This is a genomic window from Micromonospora sp. DT43 (genome assembly GCF_049841645.1).
GTDB lineage: Bacteria > Actinomycetota > Actinomycetes > Mycobacteriales > Micromonosporaceae > Micromonospora.
The window spans coordinates 605,685-624,994 of sequence record NZ_JBNCKR010000003.1 but is presented as its reverse complement, the minus strand read 5'-3'; the positions used below and the strand labels follow the sequence as shown (position 1 = coordinate 624,994).

At 70.9% G+C, this 19,310-nt stretch carries 15 protein-coding genes; 5 read left to right on the top strand and 10 right to left on the bottom strand.

Features of this window, described 5'->3' with window-relative positions; translation table 11 throughout:
• Nucleotides 1-97 precede the first annotated feature (97 nt).
• Both ACLQ26_RS10625 and ACLQ26_RS10620 read right to left on the bottom strand, forming a co-directional pair.
• Nucleotides 98-4,066: a CARDB domain-containing protein gene (locus tag ACLQ26_RS10625; RefSeq protein WP_425744256.1), complete on the bottom strand. Its 3,969-nt coding sequence runs from the start codon at nt 4,064-4,066 to the stop codon at nt 98-100.
• 278 nt (nt 4,067-4,344) lie between these two features.
• Nucleotides 4,345-4,896 carry a GNAT family N-acetyltransferase gene (locus tag ACLQ26_RS10620; protein ID WP_425744255.1) on the bottom strand — a complete coding sequence of 184 codons (552 nt, stop codon included), beginning with the start codon at nt 4,894-4,896 and terminating at the stop codon, nt 4,345-4,347.
• 51 nt (nt 4,897-4,947) lie between these two features.
• Here ACLQ26_RS10620 and ACLQ26_RS10615 point away from each other — a divergent pair, with 51 nt between their 5' ends.
• Nucleotides 4,948-5,808 (top strand): YhjD/YihY/BrkB family envelope integrity protein, encoded by an 861-nt coding sequence (locus ACLQ26_RS10615; RefSeq protein ID WP_425744254.1) that lies wholly within the window; start codon nt 4,948-4,950, stop codon nt 5,806-5,808.
• Here ACLQ26_RS10615 and ACLQ26_RS10610 read toward each other — a convergent pair.
• Genes ACLQ26_RS10610 through ACLQ26_RS10595 form a run of 4 tightly spaced genes read right to left on the bottom strand, consistent with a single transcriptional unit; the run spans nt 5,776 to nt 9,413 of the window.
• Nucleotides 5,776-6,993, bottom strand: a complete 1,218-nt coding sequence (locus ACLQ26_RS10610) for an ABC transporter permease (protein WP_425744253.1) — start codon at nt 6,991-6,993, stop codon at nt 5,776-5,778. The two genes, ACLQ26_RS10615 and ACLQ26_RS10610, sit on opposite strands and share 33 nt — an antisense overlap.
• A complete protein-coding gene (locus tag ACLQ26_RS10605; RefSeq protein ID WP_425744403.1) occupies nt 6,990-7,688 on the bottom strand; it encodes an ABC transporter ATP-binding protein in 699 nt (232 codons plus the stop codon). Before ACLQ26_RS10605 ends, ACLQ26_RS10610 begins: the two co-directional genes overlap by 4 nt.
• Before the next feature lie 44 nt (nt 7,689-7,732).
• The gene (locus tag ACLQ26_RS10600; protein WP_425744252.1) at nt 7,733-8,830 is read right to left on the bottom strand and encodes an efflux RND transporter periplasmic adaptor subunit; all 1,098 of its coding nucleotides are present in this window, start codon (nt 8,828-8,830) and stop codon (nt 7,733-7,735) included.
• Nucleotides 8,817-9,413 carry a hypothetical protein gene (locus ACLQ26_RS10595; protein ID WP_425744251.1) on the bottom strand — a complete coding sequence of 199 codons (597 nt, stop codon included), beginning with the start codon at nt 9,411-9,413 and terminating at the stop codon, nt 8,817-8,819. The genes ACLQ26_RS10600 and ACLQ26_RS10595 overlap by 14 nt, the downstream gene beginning before the upstream one ends.
• A 111-nt stretch (nt 9,414-9,524) precedes the next feature.
• Between ACLQ26_RS10595 and ACLQ26_RS10590 the strand changes: the two genes are divergently transcribed.
• From ACLQ26_RS10590 to ACLQ26_RS10580, 3 genes are all read left to right on the top strand, one after another.
• Nucleotides 9,525-10,226 carry a response regulator transcription factor gene (locus ACLQ26_RS10590; protein WP_425744250.1) on the top strand — a complete coding sequence of 234 codons (702 nt, stop codon included), beginning with the start codon at nt 9,525-9,527 and terminating at the stop codon, nt 10,224-10,226.
• On the top strand, nt 10,216-12,057 hold the full coding sequence (locus ACLQ26_RS10585) for a sensor histidine kinase (RefSeq protein ID WP_425744249.1): 1,842 nt from the start codon (nt 10,216-10,218) through the stop codon (nt 12,055-12,057). The genes ACLQ26_RS10590 and ACLQ26_RS10585 overlap by 11 nt, the downstream gene beginning before the upstream one ends.
• 90 nt (nt 12,058-12,147) lie before the next feature.
• On the top strand, nt 12,148-13,743 hold the full coding sequence (locus ACLQ26_RS10580; protein WP_425744248.1) for a phytoene desaturase family protein: 1,596 nt from the start codon (nt 12,148-12,150) through the stop codon (nt 13,741-13,743).
• A gap of 104 nt (nt 13,744-13,847) precedes the next feature.
• Here the strand turns inward: ACLQ26_RS10580 and ACLQ26_RS10575 are convergent, their stop codons facing one another.
• Nucleotides 13,848-15,428: a Rieske 2Fe-2S domain-containing protein gene (locus ACLQ26_RS10575; protein WP_425744247.1), complete on the bottom strand. Its 1,581-nt coding sequence runs from the start codon at nt 15,426-15,428 to the stop codon at nt 13,848-13,850.
• 131 nt (nt 15,429-15,559) lie between these two features.
• Nucleotides 15,560-16,426, bottom strand: coding sequence for a tetratricopeptide repeat protein (locus ACLQ26_RS10570; protein ID WP_425744246.1), 867 nt, complete (start codon nt 16,424-16,426; stop codon nt 15,560-15,562).
• Between the two features lie 90 nt (nt 16,427-16,516).
• On the opposite strand from ACLQ26_RS10570, the gene ACLQ26_RS10565 reads away from it, so the two are divergent.
• Nucleotides 16,517-16,741 (top strand): DUF2631 domain-containing protein, encoded by a 225-nt coding sequence (locus tag ACLQ26_RS10565; protein ID WP_363679486.1) that lies wholly within the window; start codon nt 16,517-16,519, stop codon nt 16,739-16,741.
• An 87-nt stretch (nt 16,742-16,828) separates the two neighbouring features.
• Here the strand turns inward: ACLQ26_RS10565 and ACLQ26_RS10560 are convergent, their stop codons facing one another.
• Both ACLQ26_RS10560 and rlmN read right to left on the bottom strand, forming a co-directional pair.
• Nucleotides 16,829-18,106 carry a DivIVA domain-containing protein gene (locus ACLQ26_RS10560; protein WP_425744245.1) on the bottom strand — a complete coding sequence of 426 codons (1,278 nt, stop codon included), beginning with the start codon at nt 18,104-18,106 and terminating at the stop codon, nt 16,829-16,831.
• A 31-nt stretch (nt 18,107-18,137) separates the two neighbouring features.
• Nucleotides 18,138-19,295, bottom strand: coding sequence for a 23S rRNA (adenine(2503)-C(2))-methyltransferase RlmN (rlmN, locus tag ACLQ26_RS10555; RefSeq protein WP_393294559.1), 1,158 nt, complete (start codon nt 19,293-19,295; stop codon nt 18,138-18,140).
• Nucleotides 19,296-19,310: the final 15 nt, after the last annotated feature.

Genomic DNA, 19,310 nt, shown 5'->3' with positions numbered 1-19,310 from the left:
CCACGGTGATCGACTCGCCTTCATGGAAGTCGGGGCGTCCGCTGGCTGCGGACACCCCGACTTCACTGAAACCGTGTTGATCAAGCGGCGACCGGGATCAGCCGCCGTTGATGACGAACTGTGAGCCCGGCTGGATGACGATGTTGCCGTCGGCCGAGTTGGTGATTGTCACGTTCGTCAGGTTGGCGTTGCCGCGTGCGCCGCTCATCGCGAGGATGCCGGCGCCATTGTTCGACTTGTCGATACGTACGTTGGTGATGGCGACGTTCGGCATGTTGCCGCCGCCGTTCTTGAACTGGATGCCGTCGTACGTGGAGTCGATGATGTCGGTGTCGCGGATCGTGACCCCGGTGATGTCCCTGGTCGAGGGGAAGAGCGTGATGGCGCCGAACTCCTGGTCTTCGTTCCAGAAGGCGCCACCGGTGCGGTAGAGGCCGTTGTTGGCGATGAGCGTCGTGCCGGAGAACGGCAGCGGGTCGTGGTCGGTCGCCAGCATGATGCCCGGGTAGTTGGCGGTGTCGCAGATCAGGTTGTTCTCGATCGAGTTGTCGTAGCCGCCGTAGATGGCGATGCCGTTGGCCCGCCAGGGCAGCTGGATGGTGTTGTTGACGAAGTGGTTGTCGTGGGCGATGTCGACGCTGCGGTCCTTGACGTACGGGTTGGCCCAGACGGCGAGCGCGTCGTCGCCCGTGGTGCGGAACGACGAGTTGAAGACCCGCGAGTTGCGCGTGCCGTTGCTGAAGTTGATGCCGTCGGCGTACGTGTCGCGGATCCGCATGCCGCTGAACTCCAGCCCGTCGGCCGGGCCCCACAGGTCGGGGATGTTGTCGTAGTCGCGGCCCACCCAGACGCCCACGTTGGCGTGCTCGATCCAGACGTTGCTGATCTTCGTGCCGGTGCCGAAGCGACCGTTCAGACCGACGCCGCCCTCGGCGTTGCCGTCACCGCCGCGGATCCGGCCGGAGCCGAAGATGGCGATGTCGGAGATCTGGGTGTTCTTGTCGATGTCGAAGCCGAAGTTGCCCTCGTGCGGGTGGTTGATGCCGCCCACCACGTTCTGCGGCTCGGTGAGCGTGTAGAGCTGCGAGTGCCACATGCCGGCACCCCGGATGGTGACGTTGCTGATGCCGACCTGGTTGTGCGTACCCCGGTTCAGCGGGTCGTCGGTGAGGATCTTCTGTTCCTGCCGCCACTGCCCGGCGGGGATCCAGACGCAGCCGATGACGCCGTTCTGGTCGTCGGTCACGGCCCGCTGGATGGCGGCGGTGTCGTCGAGCCCGTCGTTCGGGATCGCGCCGTACGCGGTGATCGAGGTGCAGCCGGCCGGCTGGCTCGCGGCCGGGGCCACCTGCTCCAGGTCGATCATGTCGATGACGTAGAAGGAGGCGGTGTCACCCGAGTCGCGCTGCAACTTGAACCGCGTGCCGGCCGGGTAGGACTGCGCCAGCAGCGCGTTCGACTCGTCGAAGAGCCGTCGGGCGTCGGCCTGCGGGGTGTTGGTGAGCGCCTCCGGCCCGTCGGTGTTGCCGTAGAGCCAGCTGTGCTTCGACGACAGGGTCAGCTTCCGGGAGAAGACGTCGTTGACGTAGAGGCTGATGGTCGCCTCGATGCCGCCGCCACCGGGGGCGTCCGGGATGGAGTTGCGCACCACTATGGAGTTGGCCTGGTTGGCCGAGGTGAACTCGACGAACTGGCCGGTGCTGGTGAGCCGTACCGACTTGCGGCCGGAGGACTCGCTGGCGAAGTTGGTGTGCCCGAAGGTGCGCAGCGCGTCGGGTTCCAGCAGCGTGCCCTGGTAACGGCCGGCCTCGGCCTCGTAGGAGACGTACGGGACGGCGGCCCCACGGCCGACCACTATGGCCTGGCTGAACGCGTTGTTGCTCTCGTTGGTCTCGGCGACCACGTTCGTCGCGTCAGCAGTGGCGGTGATGGTGGCCCCGCCGCTGGTGGCGGTCCAGCTACCGCTGACGGCCACGGTGGCCGTCGCGCCGGCCGCGATCGACGCGGTAGTGGTGTTGAGCGTGGTGCCGCCGACCACCAGCCGGGTGACGGTGCTCGCGCCCGTCGCGGTGGTGCCCCGGTTGCGGACGGCCACGGTGAACGTGACGGCGGCTCCGACGGCCGGGTTCGGCGGGTTCGACGCGATGCTGAGCACCTGGAGGTCCGGCCCGGGGGCCTGCGTCACCACAAGCGGAGACGCCGCCGTGAGGCTGTTGTTGCCGTTGTTCTGCTCGACGATCGTGTTCGTCGGATCGACCACCGCCGAGACGGCGTAGCTGCCCATCGGCCGCGTACCTGCGTTGAACGACACGGTGGTCGAGCCGCCCGCGGCGAGCGCGCCCACCGTGGCGCTGCCGACGACCGCGCCGGCCAGGCTGAAGTTGACAGTCGTCGCACCGGCGGACGCCGAGCCGATGTTCTGCACCACGGCCGAGAGCGTGACCGCGCTGGCCTCGCTGGGCGACGTGGGCGACCAGGTCACCGAGCTGACGACCAGGTCCGGGTTGGGCGCCGGCGTGCCGCACACCTCCAGCTCGGCCACCTGGCCGGACGGTGCGCCGGTGTTGCCGGTGAAGCGCAACTGCACGTCCGCGGTGGTCGCGGTGACTCCGATGGTCACCGCGTTGGTGCCCTGAACGAACTGGTAGGCCGCCGCAGCGACCAGACTGGTGTACGCGGACGACGCCTGGTCGCGGCCGAGGACCTGGATGGTCTGGGTACGGGTGCCCCACGACGGGTCCGGGTTGAGCTTCACGGTGACTGCGGAGATGGAGTGGTTCGCGCCCAGCGCCACTGTCAGGTTCTGCGGGTAGCTCGCCGCGCCCTCCCAGTAGGTGGCGAGCTGTCCGTCGTTCGCCTTGTCGGGGGTGAAGCTGAAGGTGGAGCCGCTCGCCGACATGCTCTTGCCCTGCGCCACGTTCGTGCAGGCGGGCGGGTTGCTGCCGGTCCGGGTCACGGTGTTGCTGGTGCCGGACAGGTTGCCCGCGCCGTCGCGGGCCCGGACGTAGTACGACACGGTCGCCGTGGCCGGCTGGGTGTCCTGATAGGTCAGGAGGGTGCCGAGCGTCGCGATCAGGTTGCCGCCCCGGTAGACGTTGTAGCCCGCGAGCCCACTGCCGCCGGAGTCGGTGGAGGCTCCCCAGGTGAGCGTGATGGTGCTGCCCGACGTGCTCTGCGACAGCGTCCCCGGAACGCTCGGCGCGGTGGTGTCACCGCTGCCCGTACGGGTGACCGTGTTGCTGTTGCCGGAGAGGTTGCCGGCGGCGTCACGGGCCCGGACGTAGTACGAGACCGTCGCCGTGGCCGGCTGGGTGTCGTTGAAGGTGGTCACGTTCCCGACGGACTGGAGGAACGCGCCGTTGCGGTAGACGTCGTAGCCGGCGATGCCGCTGCCGCCCGCGTTGTCGGTCGACGCGACCCAGGTGAGGCTGATGGTGGTGCCCGACTGGGTGTACGACAGGTTGCCCGGGACGCTCGGCGCGGTGGTGTCGGGGGTGGTGCCGCCGCTGCCGTACACCTCCAGCTCGGAGAGCTGCCCGGCCGGCCAGCCGCTGTTGGCGGTGATGGTGATCCGGACGTAGCGGGTAGAGGTCGCGCTGACGTTGATCGTGACCGTGTTGCCGCTGGCCGGGTTGAAGCTGTACGTCTGCGACCCGACCAGGTCGGTGAACGACGATCCGTTGGCGCTGCCCCGCACGCTCAGCGTCTGCGTCCGGGTGCCCCAACCGGAGGTCGGCAGCTTCAGCACGACCTGGTTGACCGACTGCGACGAGCCGAGGTCGACCTGCACCCACTGGGGGAACGAGTTGTTGAGGCTCTCCCAGTAGCTGCCGGCGTTGCCGTCGACGACCTTCGACGAGTCGTACACGTCGGCGTGGCCGCTCTCCTGGGTGGGACGACCCTGGGCGAGGTTGGTGGCGGCAGCCGCGAAGGCGCTGCCGGACGCGGCGGTCGTCTCGACGGGGCGGGCGGCGGCCGGTGTCGCCACGGCCGTCGCGCCTGCCGCCGCGATCATCGTGGCCGCGACTGTCGTCGCCACCATCCGGAACAGATTCGTTCGTCTCATGACTGTCCTGTCGTTGGGGGACGGCGCCGCGGGTGGCGGGACCACGGGGTGGAGCAGGTGGTGGGTGCGGGGGCACCACGAAAGCGGTTCACGGGGTTTTCCGAGCAGATGCAAGAAAGCAGACACGCCGTTGTCCAAATCTTGCATGACTTTGGCCAAAGGTTACTGACGTGCTACGGGAGCGTCAACACTTCGACAGTCGTGACTATTGACGGGCCTGGGTGCGTGCGGCCCCGATCCGCCGGAGCGAACCGGGGCCGCAGCCTCCACGAGAACGATCAGGCGTCCGGAGCCGCCAGCACGAAGGTCTCCAGCAGCTCGCCGCCGTACCAGTCGGTGCGTTGGCCCACGTGGGTCATGCCCAACCTCCGCGCGACAGCCATCGACGGATCGTTGCCCGGCGACACGACCGCGTAGATCTCCCGGGTACCGGTGGCGAACTCCCGTGCCACGAGCGCCCGAGCGGCCTCGGTGGCGTAGCCGTGACCCCACGAATCCGGGTGCAGGTGCCAACCCGTCTCGATGTCCTCGGTACGCACCGCCTCGTCGCGCCCCGGCAGCGGCTTGAGCAACGCGGTGCCGGCCACCAGGCCGGTCTCGCGCACCTCGATCGCCCAGGTGCCGTACCGTCCGTGGTCGGCGGCGTGCCGCTCCCGCCACAGTTGCAACCGTTCGACGGCCTGCGCTGGGTCGGTCATCGGCAGCCCCGGCGAGGCGCCCAGCCAGCGGGTGATCTCCGGGCGGCGGTAGATGTCGTAGATCCGGGCCAGGTCGTCCGGCTCGGCGGTCCAGTCGCGCAGGATGAGGCGTTCGGTGGTGAGAACAGTCATGGGCGGCGATCTTAAGGAGTGACGTCCCCGACGACGGGGAAGGAGGTCGCGATGGGCAACGGATGGCAGCGCGCAAAACGGATCACCAGTGCCGCGTTCCGTCCGGTACGCGGGCGGGACCTGTCCCTGCACGCCGCCGCGATCACCTTCTACGGCGCGATCGCCGTGGTCCCGGTGGCGCTCCTGGCCCTCTGGCTCACCTCGCTGATCGCCGGCGCCGATCGGGTACGCCGGCTCACCTCGTACGCCGTGGACGCCCTGCCGACGGCGATCGGCGCGCCCCGGGCGGTGGCCGCGCTCGTCGACGCCGGGGTGGAGTTGACCCCGGTGCTGGCCCTCGCCTCGCTGCTGCCCGCGTCGCTGTACGGCGAAGGGCTGCGCCGGGCGTTCGTGTCGGTGGCGGCCCCGCGCAGCGACGAGCATCTGGTCGGCTGGCGAGGTCGGCTGCTGCTGCTGCCGCTGCTCGCGCCGGCGCCCGCGCTGCTGTTGTCGATCCTGCTGGCGCTCCCGGTCACCACCCACCTGGTCACCCAGGGCGGTTGGGTCGGCGCGCTGGGCGTGGTGCTGTCGTTCCTGGCCGTGTGGCTGGTGCTCACCCCGGTGCTGGTGTGGGTGTTCCGGGTGGTGGGGCCGGCCTCACCGGACTGGCTCTCCACCCTCGGGATCGGGTCGTTCACCGCGGCGAACCTCTCCGGGTTCCTGCACGGCTTCGTGCTCTTCGCGTCCCTGCCTCTGGACCTGGGCGTGCCGTTCGGCGGCTTCGACGAGATCGGCGCCGGCGTGGCAGTGCTCCTGTGGCTGTACCTGTTCCACGTGATCGTCCTGGCCGGCTACTCGGCGACCCTGGCCCTCTCCCGCTGGCGCGCCCAACGGGCGGCCTCACGGGGCGGCGAGGGCGTCGGTGGGAGTTAGGCGGGCGGCCCGGATCGACGGGTAGACACCGGCCACCATGCCGACGAGCAGCGCGCCGCCGATGCCGCCGGCAACCGAGGTCACCGGAATCGTCGGTGGCCAGCCCTGATAGCCCGCGTACCCCGCCGTCGCGAGCACACCGAGGAGCGCCCCGGCCGCACCACCGAGCACGGACAGGAGCACGGACTCGGTGAGGAACTGCACCCGGATCTGGCCACGGTTCGCGCCGAGCGCCCGACGCAGACCGATTTCCCGACGGCGCTCCAGCACCGAGATGACCATCGTGTTCGCCACTCCGATCCCGCCGACCAGCAGGGCCACGGCGGCCAGCCCGAGGAACAGGGCGGAGAAGGTGCTCTCGGTGGCCCGTTTCGCGGCGAGCGCGTCGGAGGGGCGGCTCACCTGGACCATTCCCGGTAGCTGCGGGTTGAGGGTGGCCGGCAGCACCGCCCGGACGTCCTCCAACGCGTCCTCGCGGGCCCGGACGTACACGACTGTGGGATGGCCGTCGAAGCCGAGCAGGTCCCGGGCGGCCTCCCAGCCGACAAGCACCGACCGGTCCAGATCCGGGGCGATGGGCAGCGGATCGAGTACCCCGATCACGGTGAACCACCGCTCGCCGATGAACACCTGCGGCGGCTGAGCCGGGTCCACAGTGGCGAACCCGAGCCGACTCGCGGCCACGTAGCCGAGGACGGCGGTGGGCAACCGAGCCGTGCCGTCGTCGAGGAACCTGCCCTCGCGGACCCTGCCGTTGACGACGTGCAGCAGATCCGGGCGCGCGGCAAGGGTGGTGAGCCCCGAGGTGTCGTACCGGTCCATCACGTCGCTGCGGCGGACCATCACGTGGGTGTTCGCCACCGCGCTCACCGTCTCGACCGGGCCGATCCGGTCCACCATCGCGACGGAGTCCTCCGGCAGCAGCACCGGCGGGTCACGATCCGGTACGGGCTCGGCGCGCAGCAGATTGGTGCCGAGAGCCGAGAGCTGGTTCATCAGGTCACGCTGGCTGGACGCCGGGATGCCCACCACGACGATCATCGTGGCGATGCCGATGGAGATGCCCAGGGCGGACAGGACCGCCCGCATCCGCCGGGTGGTGATCCCGAGCAGACCGAGCCGGAGTACGTCGCCAGGGGCGAGCCGGGGCGGTCGGCCGCCGGGTACCTGCTTCTGCGTGCTCATCCACGGCTCCTGTCAACGGTGTCGGAGACGATCCGCCCGTCGCGGATCTCCACCTGTCGGGGCGTCCGGGCGGCGAGGTCCCGGTCATGGGTGATGACGGCGATGGTGGTGCCCTCCGCGTGCAACGCCAGCAGCAGTGCCAGGACCGCCTCCCCGTTGGCGGTGTCCAGTGCGCCGGTCGGCTCGTCGGCCAGGACCAACGCCGGCTCGTTGACAAGCGCGCGCGCTATCGCCACCCGCTGCCGCTCCCCACCGGAGAGCTGGTGCGGCAGGTGGCCGACCCGATGCGCCAGGCCGACCCGGGCCAACGCGTCGGCCGCCGTCTGCCGTCGGCGACGACGGGGTACGCCGGCGTAGAGCAGCCCGGTCGCGACGTTCTCCGCGGCGTCCAGCCCACCGACGAGGTGGAACTGCTGGAACACGAAGCCGAGCCAGCGGCCGCGCAGCGCCGAGAGCCGACGGTCGGACAGCTCGGTGACCTCCTGCCCGGCGACGCGTACCCGCCCGCTGGTGGGCAGGTCGAGGGTGCCCATGATGTTCAGCAGTGTCGACTTGCCGGACCCGGACGGCCCGACGATGGCGAGGAGTTCTCCGGCGCGGACGGTGAGCGAGACGTCGTCCAGGGCGGTGACGCCACCCGGGTACGTCCGGCTCACCCCGTCGAGATGCAGGACCGGTTCGGCGTACGCCGGGATGACCTCGGTCGGCGCGTTCCTGGCCCGGAAGGGGACGACGGTGCTCACGCGGCGGTCACCACCGTGAGTCCCTCGGTGACGCCGTTGCCGCTGACCTCGACCAGCCCCCGGGAGAACATCCCGGTCTCCACGGCCAGCAACCCACCCTCGGGCAGTTGGAGGGCGTGCCCGCCCTCGCGGAGCGCCACCAGCGCGCCGACCGGTACGGCCAGTACGCCCTTGCGGGTGCTCGTGGTGAACGTGACCCGTACCGACGCCGCGTCCAGCTTCGCCACGTCCGCCGCCTTCGACGGTGTGACGAGGACGTTCACCTTGGGCGGGCTGGCCTGGCCACCCCCGGAGTCCTGGCCACCGCCGTCGACGGTGTGGGAGATCGAGGCGACCCGGCCGGGACTCTCGGTCGTGTCGGGCAGTGTGATCGCGACCGTGGCACCCACCCGGATGGTGCTGACCTCGGTCGCCTCCACCGCGACGGTCACCAGCTTGACCTTCTCGGTGACGGCCAGGAGTTCGCCGGCGGCGGGGTCACCGGGCACGGCCTTGACCGCGCTGATCCGGACCGGACCCGGCAGCACCGTGGCCTGCCCGACCTCGATCCGGCCAGTCGGTTGCAGGCCGAGCGCCTGCTGCCACTTCTTGATCGCGGCCACCAGGGAGTCGGTAAGCAGGGACTGCCCGGCGGGGATCTTCGTGCCGTCCTTGGCCCGGGTCGGCCGCGTGCCAGTCTGGTAGTCGAGCGCGGCCAGGTTGTCCGACACGACGCGCACGTCGCTGCCCACGAGACCGGGCTTGTCGAGCGTGCGGAACAGCGGGACGTCGCCGAAGAGCACCGGCACCGGCTGGTCGTTGACCCAGTAGAGCGGCTTGCCGCGGGCGACCGTGTCGCCGACCTTCGGCAGGCGGGTGACGACGCCCGCACCCGTCCCCTTCACCACCTGCTCCGGGCCGAACCCCAGCGTTCCGTCGAGCGACCGGCTGTCCGACAGGTCGGTGCGGGTGACCGTCGTCGTCGTCAGCGGCGGCGGGGCGCTCGCCGCGTCGTCCGCGCCGGCACGCCGCAGCGTCAGCACGGTGACGCCGGCGCCGGCGACGGCCAACGTCACCGTCACCAGGGCCGCCATCGCCAGCCTATTTCTTGCCACGGAACGCCTCCAGCGTGCATTCCTTCTCGGCCTTGTCGTACACGGCGCCCTCCAGACCGCCCGACGGGTCGTCGACCCCGTCGTCGTACGTCCAGCCGGAGCCGTCCGGCAGCGAGTGGATCTTCATGCCGCGCCCGCGCAGGCACTGCACGTAGTCGTTCCACTGACTCGCGTAGTTCGGGTTCTTCTCCTCGTCCAGCTCCGGCGGCTGCAGCGGCAGCTTGTCGGCGCACGCCACGTACGCCGCCTTCGGCTCACCGCTCTGGTCGAGGGAGATGATGCCGCTCCCCTTGGGGGCCCCGGCCGAACGTTCCTTGAGCTCCCTGACCCCGTGGTCGCGCAGGCAGTAGTTGTACGTGTTCCAGAGCCGCTGCTTCTCGTCCTCGTTCATGTCCAGGCGTAACTGCGGGCGGCCGTTGCCGGCCGCACCCGAGGCGGACGCGCTCGGCGCGGCGGACGCCGTGGCGAGAGAGGCGACGTCGGCAGTACTCCCGGTGTCGGACGTCTCCGGGTCGCAGCCGGCGAGGACGGCGGCGAACAGAGTGAGCACGGCAAGCCCGAGTCGTCGTGGTGCTTTCGTCATGCCGGCAGCCTCACGGCCAGTTGTCAGAGACCTGTCAGGAACCGATGCTCATCCGGTAGTCCCAGCTCAGCGGCACCGCCGGCGACGACCCTTCGACGTACAGTCGCTGCCGTGGGTGCGCTGGTGCTGATAGCCGAGGACGACGAGAAGCAGGCCGAGTTGGCACGGCGCTACCTCGAACGGGAGGGCCACGCGGTCGTCGTCGTCGGCGACGGGCGGGCCGCCCTGGAGCAGATCCGTCAACGCCCACCGGCGCTGCTGATCCTCGACGTGATGATGCCGAAGGTCGACGGCCTGGACGTCTGCCGCATTCTGCGCCGCGAGTCCGACCTGCCGGTGCTCATGCTCACCGCCCGGTCGACCGAGGACGACCTCCTGCTCGGCCTCGACCTCGGTGCCGACGACTACATGACGAAGCCGTACAGCCCGCGCGAGCTGGTGGCCCGCGTGCGGACGCTGCTGCGACGGGGCCAGCGGTCGGCGCACGTGGCCGACCCGGTGCTGCGCGTCGGCGCCCTGCACGTCGACCCGGTCCGCCACGAGGTACGCGTCGACGGACGACGCGTCGACTGCACACCCGGCGAGTTCCAGCTGCTCCAGGCGATGGCCGCCCAGCCCGGACGGGTCTTCACCCGCGACCAGCTCCTCGGCTACCTGCACGGTTTCGACAGGTACATCACCGGCCGGACCGTCGACGTCCACGTCATGAACCTGCGCCGCAAGATCGAGCCCAGCCCTCGCAAGCCGACCCGCCTGGTGACCGTCTACGGCGTCGGCTACAAGCTGGCCGAGGAGACTCACCATGCGGCGTGAGGTGCCGCTGCACCGCAGCCTGCTGCTCCGGCTGCTGACGCTTGCCGTCCTCATCGCCGTCGGCTCGATCGCGGCCACCGCCTGGCTGGCCGTCCGCACCACGACCGGGGCGATCCGGCAGGAACAGGGGCAGGCGCTCGCCGACGACGCCCGCATCTACGACACGCTGATCGCCTACGCGGCGACCCACCCGAGCTGGGACGGCGTCGACGCGACAGTGCGACCGCTCGCCGCGCAGGTCGGCCGGCGCATCACCCTGACCACCGAATCCGGCACGCCGGTCGCCGACTCAGCACCCGAGGCGGGCCCGCTGCCGACGAAGCCCTCCGCGACCGTCGACGCGCTCTCCGTGGACACCGCCCTGACCCCGGGGCTCGCCACTGTCGGCGACGGAGCCGGAAACGCCCGCATCGATCCCCGCGCCGCGGGCCCGTACCTGCTCCCGCCCGACGAGCGCCGGACGCTGCACGACAGGGCGGTCAAGGCCGTCAACTGCCTGACGGTGCGGGCGAAGCTCGAGGCAGCTGTCGCCGACGGCCCCACCGGCCGTCCGCGCATCGACACCCCCGGCACGGACCTGACCGACACCATCACCTGTATCCAGTACCGATCCGACCTGGCGGTCCCCACGGCAACCGAACGCAAGGCGCTGGCGCAGCTCAACGCACTGGTGAACACCTGTCTGGCTCGTCGCCAACTGCCCGCCGTGCGCGTCGCGGGAGACTGGACCTGGGTACGGCAACCAGCCAACGGGCGAGACGACTCCCGAGACGCCGCCGAGGTCGACCAGGACCACAACCGGGCGGCCGGCGCCTGCGTCGACACCAGCCGGCGCGAACAACTCCTGCCGTACGTGGCCCCGGCGGCGACCCTGTTCGTCGCCGATCCCGGCGGTCACCCCACGACCACCTTCGACCTGTCCGGGACCAACCAGGCCCGTATCGCGGCGGTCGCCGGCCTCGTCCTGCTGGTGACTGTCGGCGTCACAGTGCTCGCCGGCATCCGACTGACCCGGCCGCTGCACGCGCTGACCGGGGCCGCGCAACGGATGCGCGACGGCGACGGATCCGCCCGCGTCCGGGTCACCGGCCGAGACGAGATCGCCCGGCTGGCCGAGGCGTTCAACGACATGTCCGAGCGGCGCGAACACCTGGAACAGCTCCGTCGCGCCATGGTCAGCGACATCGCCCACGAGATGCGCACCCCGGTCACCAACATCCGGGGCTGGTTGGAGGCCGCCGAGGACGGCGTCGCCGCCCTGGACCAGCGGTTGGTGTCGTCGCTGCTGGAGGAGGCCACGCTCCTCCAACACGTCATCGCCGATCTGCAGGACCTCGCCCAGGCCGACGCCGGCGCCCTGCGGCTGCACCCGGAACAGGTCTACCTCGCCGACCTGCTGCCGCAGGTGGCGGAGGCGCACCGCGTCCAGGCCGACAGTGCCAATGTCCACCTCTCGGTGCGGGTCGACGCCGACCCGCAGGTGTATGCCGACCCGGTACGGCTGCGCCAGGCCGTCGGCAACCTCGTCGCCAACGCCGTGCGCCACACCCCCGCGGATGGCAGCGTGACGATAAGCGCCCGGACGGCGAACGGCGAGGTGACCATCGCGGTCGCCGACACCGGCAGCGGCATCCTGGCCGAGGACCTGCCCCGAGTGTTCGACCGCTTCTGGCGGGGAGAGAGGTCGCGCAGTCGCCAGACCGGGGGCAGCGGCCTGGGCCTGGCCATCGTCCGCAAACTGGCCGAGGCCCACAACGGCACCGTGGACGCCACAAGCACCCCCACCCAAGGCTCCACCTTCACCCTCCACCTCCCCGCCGACCCTTGGTGACCAAGAGGTTTTCGTCATCCCGACGTCGTCTGCTGACGCAAACCTCTTGATCACCGCGGGCAAGGGCGGCACGGACTAGGCTGCGGCGGCATGAGCAGTGAACTTCCCAGCCGCGCCGACATCGTGATCGTCGGCGCCGGGCACAACGGTCTGGTCTCCGCCATTCTGCTGGCCCGCGCCGGCCTCGACGTGCTCGTGCTGGAGGCGGCCGACGTCATAGGCGGCGCGACCCGCACCGAGAACCCGTTCCCGAAGGTGCCAGGGCTGCGCCACTCCACCGGGTCGTACCTGCTCGGTCTCATGCCCCCGGAGCTGCTCGCCACGCTCGACGTACGGATCCCGGTGCTGCGCCGCGACCCGCACTACTTCCTGCCCACGCCCGGCGGCCTCGGCTCGCCGTACCTGCTCTTCGGCAGCGACACCGCCGCCACCCGGACCCAGCTCGCCGAGTTCTTCTCCCCCGCCGACGTGGCCGCCGACGACGCCATGCAGGCCGAGCTGGCCGCGCTGCGCGAGGACCTCGCCCCGGCCTGGCTGGCCGAGCCGCTGACCGCCGAGGAGACCGCCGAGCGGCACGTCCGCCCGGCGCTGCGGCAGGTCTTCGTCGACCTCGTCCGCGGCTCGGTCGCGGACTATCTGGCCCGGTTCGAGTTCCGCTCCGAGCTGCTGGTCAGCATGTACGCGGTCACCGACGGGCTGTCCGGCCTCAACGCGGGCCCGGACGACCCCGGCACCGGCCACAACTTCCTGGTGCACAACATGTGCCGGCTGCCCGGCTCCGGTGGCACCTGGATGATCGCCGAGGGCGGGATGGGCACCGTCTCCCGCACGTTCGCCGACGCCGCACGCGCCGCCGGGGCCACCATCCTGACCGGTACGCCGGTGAGCGCGGTGACACTCGACGGCGGCGCGGCCAGCGGAGTCGTGCTCGCCGACGGCCGAGAGGTCGCCGCGCGTGTGGTGCTCGGCGCGTGTGACCCGTACCGGCTGATGGACCTAATGCCCGACGGCGCGCTTCCGGCGCGACTCGGCGAACGGATGGCGGCGGTCCGCCGGCCCGGAACCACCCTCAAGCTCAACCTGGCGCTCAGCGGGCTGCCGACGTTCTCCTGCCTGCCGCCCGGCACGCCGAGCCCGTTCGGCTCCACCATCCACCTGCTGCCCGGGTCCGCATCGCTAGTGGGCGGGGACGCCACCTCGCCGATGACCGCGCTGCGCGACATGTGGGCCGACGTGCGGGCCGGGCGACTGCCGGCGGAGCCCACCATCGAGTGGTACCTGCACACCACAGTCGACCCGTCGCTCTCCGACGCCGCCGGACACCACTCGTCGGCGCTGTTCGTCCAGTCGGTCCCGTACGAGCTGGCCGGCACCACCTGGGACGCGGAACTGCCCGGCTACGTCGACAGGCTCGTCGAGATCGTCGAGCGGTACGCCCCCGGCACCGCCGACCTGATCGCCGACGCGGTACCGCTGCCCCCGCCGGGCATCGAGGCGCACTTCGGCATCACCGGCGGGCACATCCACCACGTCGACAACACCGTCTCGTTCACCGACCGCATGCCGTACGCCACAGGCATCGACGGCGTGTACGCGGGCAGCGCCGGCTGCCACCCGGCCGGCAGCGTGATCGGCGCCGCCGGCCACAACGCCGCAAAGCGAATCCTCACGGACCTGGCGACCTAACCCACCCACCCCGCCCCGACCCCAGACCCCGTTGATCATGAAGTTATTGCCTGCCACAGCGGCGTGTCGCGGCATAACTTCATGATCAACCAGGGGGTCAGGGGTTAGATCGCGGCTTCGCCTGCCGGGGCCGGAGACTCTGCGTCTACGCGGTGGGCTCGCACCTTGTGGCCCACGCTTGTCAGGCAGCGGCCAGAGGGCAGGTCGAAGCGCCAGCCGTGCAGTTGGCAGGTGAGCTGGTCACCCTCGACGATGCCGAACCGGGTCAGGTCGGCCTTCAGGTGCGGGCACCGCCGCTGCACCACCCAGTCGCCAAGCGTGATGTCCTCGGCGTCGGTGCTGCGCTCGTGCTCGTCGTACCAGCCCTCGGCGTACTGGAGACGCTCCTCGGAGAGGCACTTGAAGAACGCGTAGACGAACTCGTTGTACTGGCCGATCCGGGCCGCCGAGAACCGGCAGGACAGGAAGAGCGAGTTGACCCAGTCCACCTCGTCGATGAAGAGCAGGTGCTCGATGAGCGACCGCTCGGTCCGGAAGCGGTAGCGGACCTTCTCGTCCGCGTACGTCCGGACCTCCTTGCCCGGGAAGTCCACCACGATCGACTCGACGCTCTCGCCGTCGTACCCCACCAGGTCGAAGCGGACCGGACCGCCCACGCCCTTGGCCAGGTAGATCGACTCGTCGAGCAGCGGCTCGATGCGGCGCTTCATCTCGCCGAGCACGTCCACCTCGGGGTGCCGCCAGGATGCCTTCTCCGCCTCGATGATCGGGCGCTTGCGCTCCCGCATCTCCTCCAGGTGGGCGACCTTGTTCGCGAAGAACTCCTCCACCGGCACCGGGTGGGTCGTGCTCGCGCCCTCGGTGGTGACCTCGGCGACGCTGCCCGGCAGCAGCACGATGCCGTTGGTGCCGCCGACCTTCGCGTACTCGCTCAGGAAGACCGACTGGTCCGGGAAGATGTTGCCCTCGTCGCCGTGGATGTCGTTGAACTGCCACAGCGCGTCGTCGAGGAAGCACGGCGGGCCGGCGATCGGGAAGACGTGGTCGGCCTTCAGGTCGTCGATGTAGCGCCACGTCCGGTCGAACTGCCGGTCGCGCTTCTGCTTGCCGAACGCCGTCTTCGCCGCCTGCGGAAGCTCGTAGACCATCGGATACCAGATGGCGCCGGAGAACTGGAGCAGGTGCGCGTGCACGTGCCCCAACTCGGCGAAGACGCTCAGGTCGGTGGGGCGGGCGTCGTTCTGGTTGAGCAGCCGCACCCCGTCGTACTCGACCCAGAGCGAGGAGTCGCCGATCGGACCGTCGGTGGGGCTGGTCAGCGCCTGGATCATGATCTTCAGGCCGCCGTCGAGCTCCACGACCTGCTCGTTCGGCGCCTTCAGGAACTTCGTGAAGCCCAGCGCCCGGAACTCGTCCTCCATCTCAGAGGTCGGGAACTCAGGGAGCAGGACTGTGGCGTCCTTCGAGACGAAGTCCCGCAGGTGCTTCGCGTCGAAGTGGTCCCGGTGCAGGTGCGAGACGTACAGGTAGTCGACCTGGCCCAGGGTCTCCCAGTCGAGCAGGGAATTGTCCGGGAAGGGGAACCAGGAGGCGAAGTAGGCCGGATTGACCCACGGGTCGCACAGGATGCTGCCCGCGGCCGTGTCGATCCGCATGCTGGCGTGCCCGGTTCCGGTCACTCGCACCGCACAGTCCCCCTCAAACAGACAATCAGGTGTACGCCAAACGCTACCGGAGGCAGTCTGACCGCCGCCCCGCGACGCCCGTAGTGCGTTCCGCCCGGCCCGACGGGACGTACGCCCCGGAGCCGGCCAGGTCAGGTGGTGGCCGGGAACGCCCAGCTTCGCACCGTCGGGGCAGCCGCACGCCAACCATCCAGGAGGCGGGGGATCTCGTCGGCCGGGGCCGCCACGTTTACCTGCTGCCCGCCACCGACCTGGTGGTCACGATCCTGCCGCACGCTGCCCTCGCTACAGCAGGAGCAGATGATCCGCACACCGCTGGCCGGCTCGGCCGCGTACCCGTGCTCGTCGAACAGCTCAGCCAGCGCCCGGACGTCCTCCGGGGTCGCGGCCGTGACCTCGACCGTCGTCGTCGGCAGCGTCGAGGCGCGGAACAGCAGCAGCTCGTCGAAGACCGCGTACGCCTGCCCGTTCACCTCCCGCTCCCCGTTGGGCGCACCGTCGTGCACCACGACCTCGCCGAAGCGGCGGCCCGACTCGGGGGTCGGCACGTTCAGCACCCGCGCTCGGGCCGGACACAGTCGCTGCGCCCAGACCACCTCGCCGGTACCGGCCGGATCGAGCCGGATGGGCGTGACGCCGAAGTCGGCGACGATCTCGCCGTCGCCGTCCGGCACGGTCAGTCCGAAGCCGCGCCAGGCGGCCCTGGCGGTCTCCCAGTCCTCCATGATCGTCGCCGCGATGCCCAGGTTCCAGAACGCCGGGTCCTGCGCGTTCGGCTCCGCTCGGGCGGCCGCCTCGCGGCCCAACTCGTACGCCTTGGCCCAGTTACGCAGGAACTTGTACGCCAGCGCCGCGTCGTACCACCAGACACCGCTCTTGGGGTGGTCCGGGTGCCGCCGCGCCAGTCGTTCCAGCAGCTCGCCCGCCAGCGGCCACTCCTCCGACTCCCACGCCTCGTACGCCGCCTTCAGCAGTTCCCGGTCGTCCTCGCGGGTCATGCCGTCCCCCATCTGGTCGGACCCTGCGCCGGGCTCGGCACGAGGCGTGCCAGACTAACCAAAGATCCGATCGCGAGGGAAGGACCGACAGTGGCAGGAAGCGAGCCGGTAACGTCGCCGGACCAGCACAAGCCCGGGCACCGCAAGTCGGGGCGCATCGGCGCCGTGCTGTCCGCGCTGGCGCTGGTCGTCATGGCGTTCTGCGGCAACCACGAGGGCAGGGTCGAGGACATCTGGCTGGTCGGCCTGGCCGCGCTGCTGCTGGTCATCGTGATCGGCGACACCGTGCTGCGGCGCAACGGCCTGCGCTCCTGACCCGACCGGCCGCCGGACGACCGGCCGACGTACGCCGAGGGCCCGCCCCCACCCGGGGACGGGCCCTCGTTCGCGTACCTGTCGGGGTCAGCGCCCGAAGAGAATGTCCTGCACGTCCTTGAGCGCGGCGTCGACCTCGGCCTCGAAGTAGCCGCCGGGCACCAGGCCGAACCGAAGCGTGTCCAGATCCTTCGGGTCGACAGGCATCGGGTTGCGGCGCTGCATGCCGCCGAGCAGCGTGTCGAAGAACCGGTCCACCTGATCCGGGTCGTACCCGCTGCCGAACCGGCGCACCTGGAAGCTGCGGCGGATCTGGTCGACCCGGTACAGGTCGCTGCCGGGCGGGCCGGCCATCGGCGGGCCGACCATCGGAGGACCGCCCATCGGCGGGCCGGCCACGGCCGGCGGGCCAGCCATCGGCGGGCCACCCATGCCCTGCTGCGGCATCGGGGGCGGGCCGGCCGGGCCACGGCGCAGGTCGCGCAGGTCCCGTTCGGGCATCCGGATCTCGGCGGTCATGTCCGCGCGGCCGTGCCGACCGGCCTCGAAGCCGTCGAAGCGGGGCTCCTCCGGCGGGTAGCCGCCGCCGGGCATGCGCTGGTCGTCGGGCGGGCCGTAACCGCCGGGCATCCGCTGGTCGTCGGGCGGGCCGTAACCGCCGGGCATCCGCTGGTCGTCGGGCGGGCCGTAACCGCCAGGCCCACGCTGGTCGTCAGGCGGACCGTAACCGCCGGGCATCCGCTGGTCGTCGGGCGGACCGTAACCGCCAGGCCCACGCTGGTCGTCAGGCGGGCCGTAACCCCCCGGACCGGCGGGCAGGCCACGCGGCGGAACGCCGTGGCCACCCATCGGACCACCCGGCCCCATCGGAGGAGGGCCGCCGGGGCCGCGCTGCGCGTCGTAACCGCCGCGAGGAGCGTCGTACCCGCCGGCGAAGGCGCCGGTGGGCTCGTCGTACCGGCCGTAGCGGTCGGCGGGCGGACCGGCCTGCGCCGGCATCGGCCGGGGTGGCATCGGCTGCGGAACCATGCCCCCACGGTCGTCGCGCAGCGGCGGGCCCAGCCGGTCCGGTGGACCCAGCCGGTCACCCATCCGAGGGTCGCCGCCGCGCCCGGCGCTCGTACGCTCCTCCAGCTCGGCCAGCTGACGCTCGACACGGTCCAGGTGCAGGTCGACCTGCCACTCGTCGTAGCCGTTGAACCGGACCCGGAAGACGACGTCGTGGACCTCCTGGGAGGCCACCGGCGCACCCACCTGCCGGCCGTCGAGCGTCGCCTCGACACGGTCGAGGAAGGCATCCACCTCGTCGACCTTGTATCCCCGGCGGAGCGCCTTGCGCCGGAAACGCTGACCCTGACTCGCCACTATGTCTCCTGGTCTCGTTCGCCACGCCCGGTCACGCCGGTGCCTCTCCGGCGCGGTCGGTGAAGGTGTCGGTGTCCTCGGCGGCGGCGAGCTGGCCACACGCGCCGTCGATCTCGCGGCCCCGGGTGTCCCGTACGGTGGTGGAGACTCCCGCGTCACGCAAGCGCCGGACGAACTCCCGCTCGACCGGCTTCGGGCTCGCGTCCCAGCGGCTGCCCGGCGTCGGATTGAGCGGGATGAGGTTCACGTGCGCCAACTTGCCGGCCAACAGCCGCCCGAGCAGGTCAGCTCGCCACGGCTGGTCGTTCACGTCCCTGATCATTGCGTACTCGATGGACACGCGACGGCCCGTCCGGGCGGCATAATCCCACGCTGCGTCCAGCACCTCGGCTACCTTCCAGCGCTGGTTCACCGGCACGAGTTCGTCGCGCAGATCATCATCGGGCGCGTGCAAGGACAACGCAAGGGTCACAGAGAGGTCTTCGCTGGCCAGTCGGCGGATGGCCGGAACCAGGCCGACAGTGGAAACGGTGATGTGCCGCTGGGACAGGCCCAGGCCCTCCGGAGCGGGACTGACCAGCCGACGGATCGCCGCGATGACCCTGTTGTAGTTGGCCAGCGGCTCGCCCATGCCCATGAACACGACGTGCGACAGCCGCGGCGGTGAGCCGGCGACGGCGCCGGAGGCCGCCACCCCGGCCAGGTAGACCGCCTGGTCGACGATCTCGGCCGTGGACAGGTTGCGGGTCAGCCCCGCCTGGCCGGTGGCGCAGAACGGGCAGGCCATGCCGCAACCGGCCTGGCTGGAGATGCAGACCGTGACCCGGTCCGGGTAGCCCATCAGCACGCTCTCCACGAGCGCGCCGTCGTGCAACTTCCAGAGCGCCTTGCGGGTCGCGCCGTCGTCACAGGCCAGCTCGCGTACCGGGTTGAGCAGCGTGGGCAGCAGTTGGTCGGCCAGCCGCTCACGTGTCGCCGCGGGGAGATCGGTCATCGCCTGCGGGTCGCGGACCAGCCGCCCGAAGTAGTGGTTGGAGATCTGCTTGGCACGGAACGCGGGCTCACCCAGCCCGGCGACCAGCGCCTGGCGGCCGGCCAGATCCAGGTCGGCGAGGTGCTGCGGCGGCATGGAGGCCCGGCGTGCGGCGGGGGCGTCCGAGAGGGCGGGAATCAACGGCAGGCTCGTCATGGCTGGTCCAGTGTG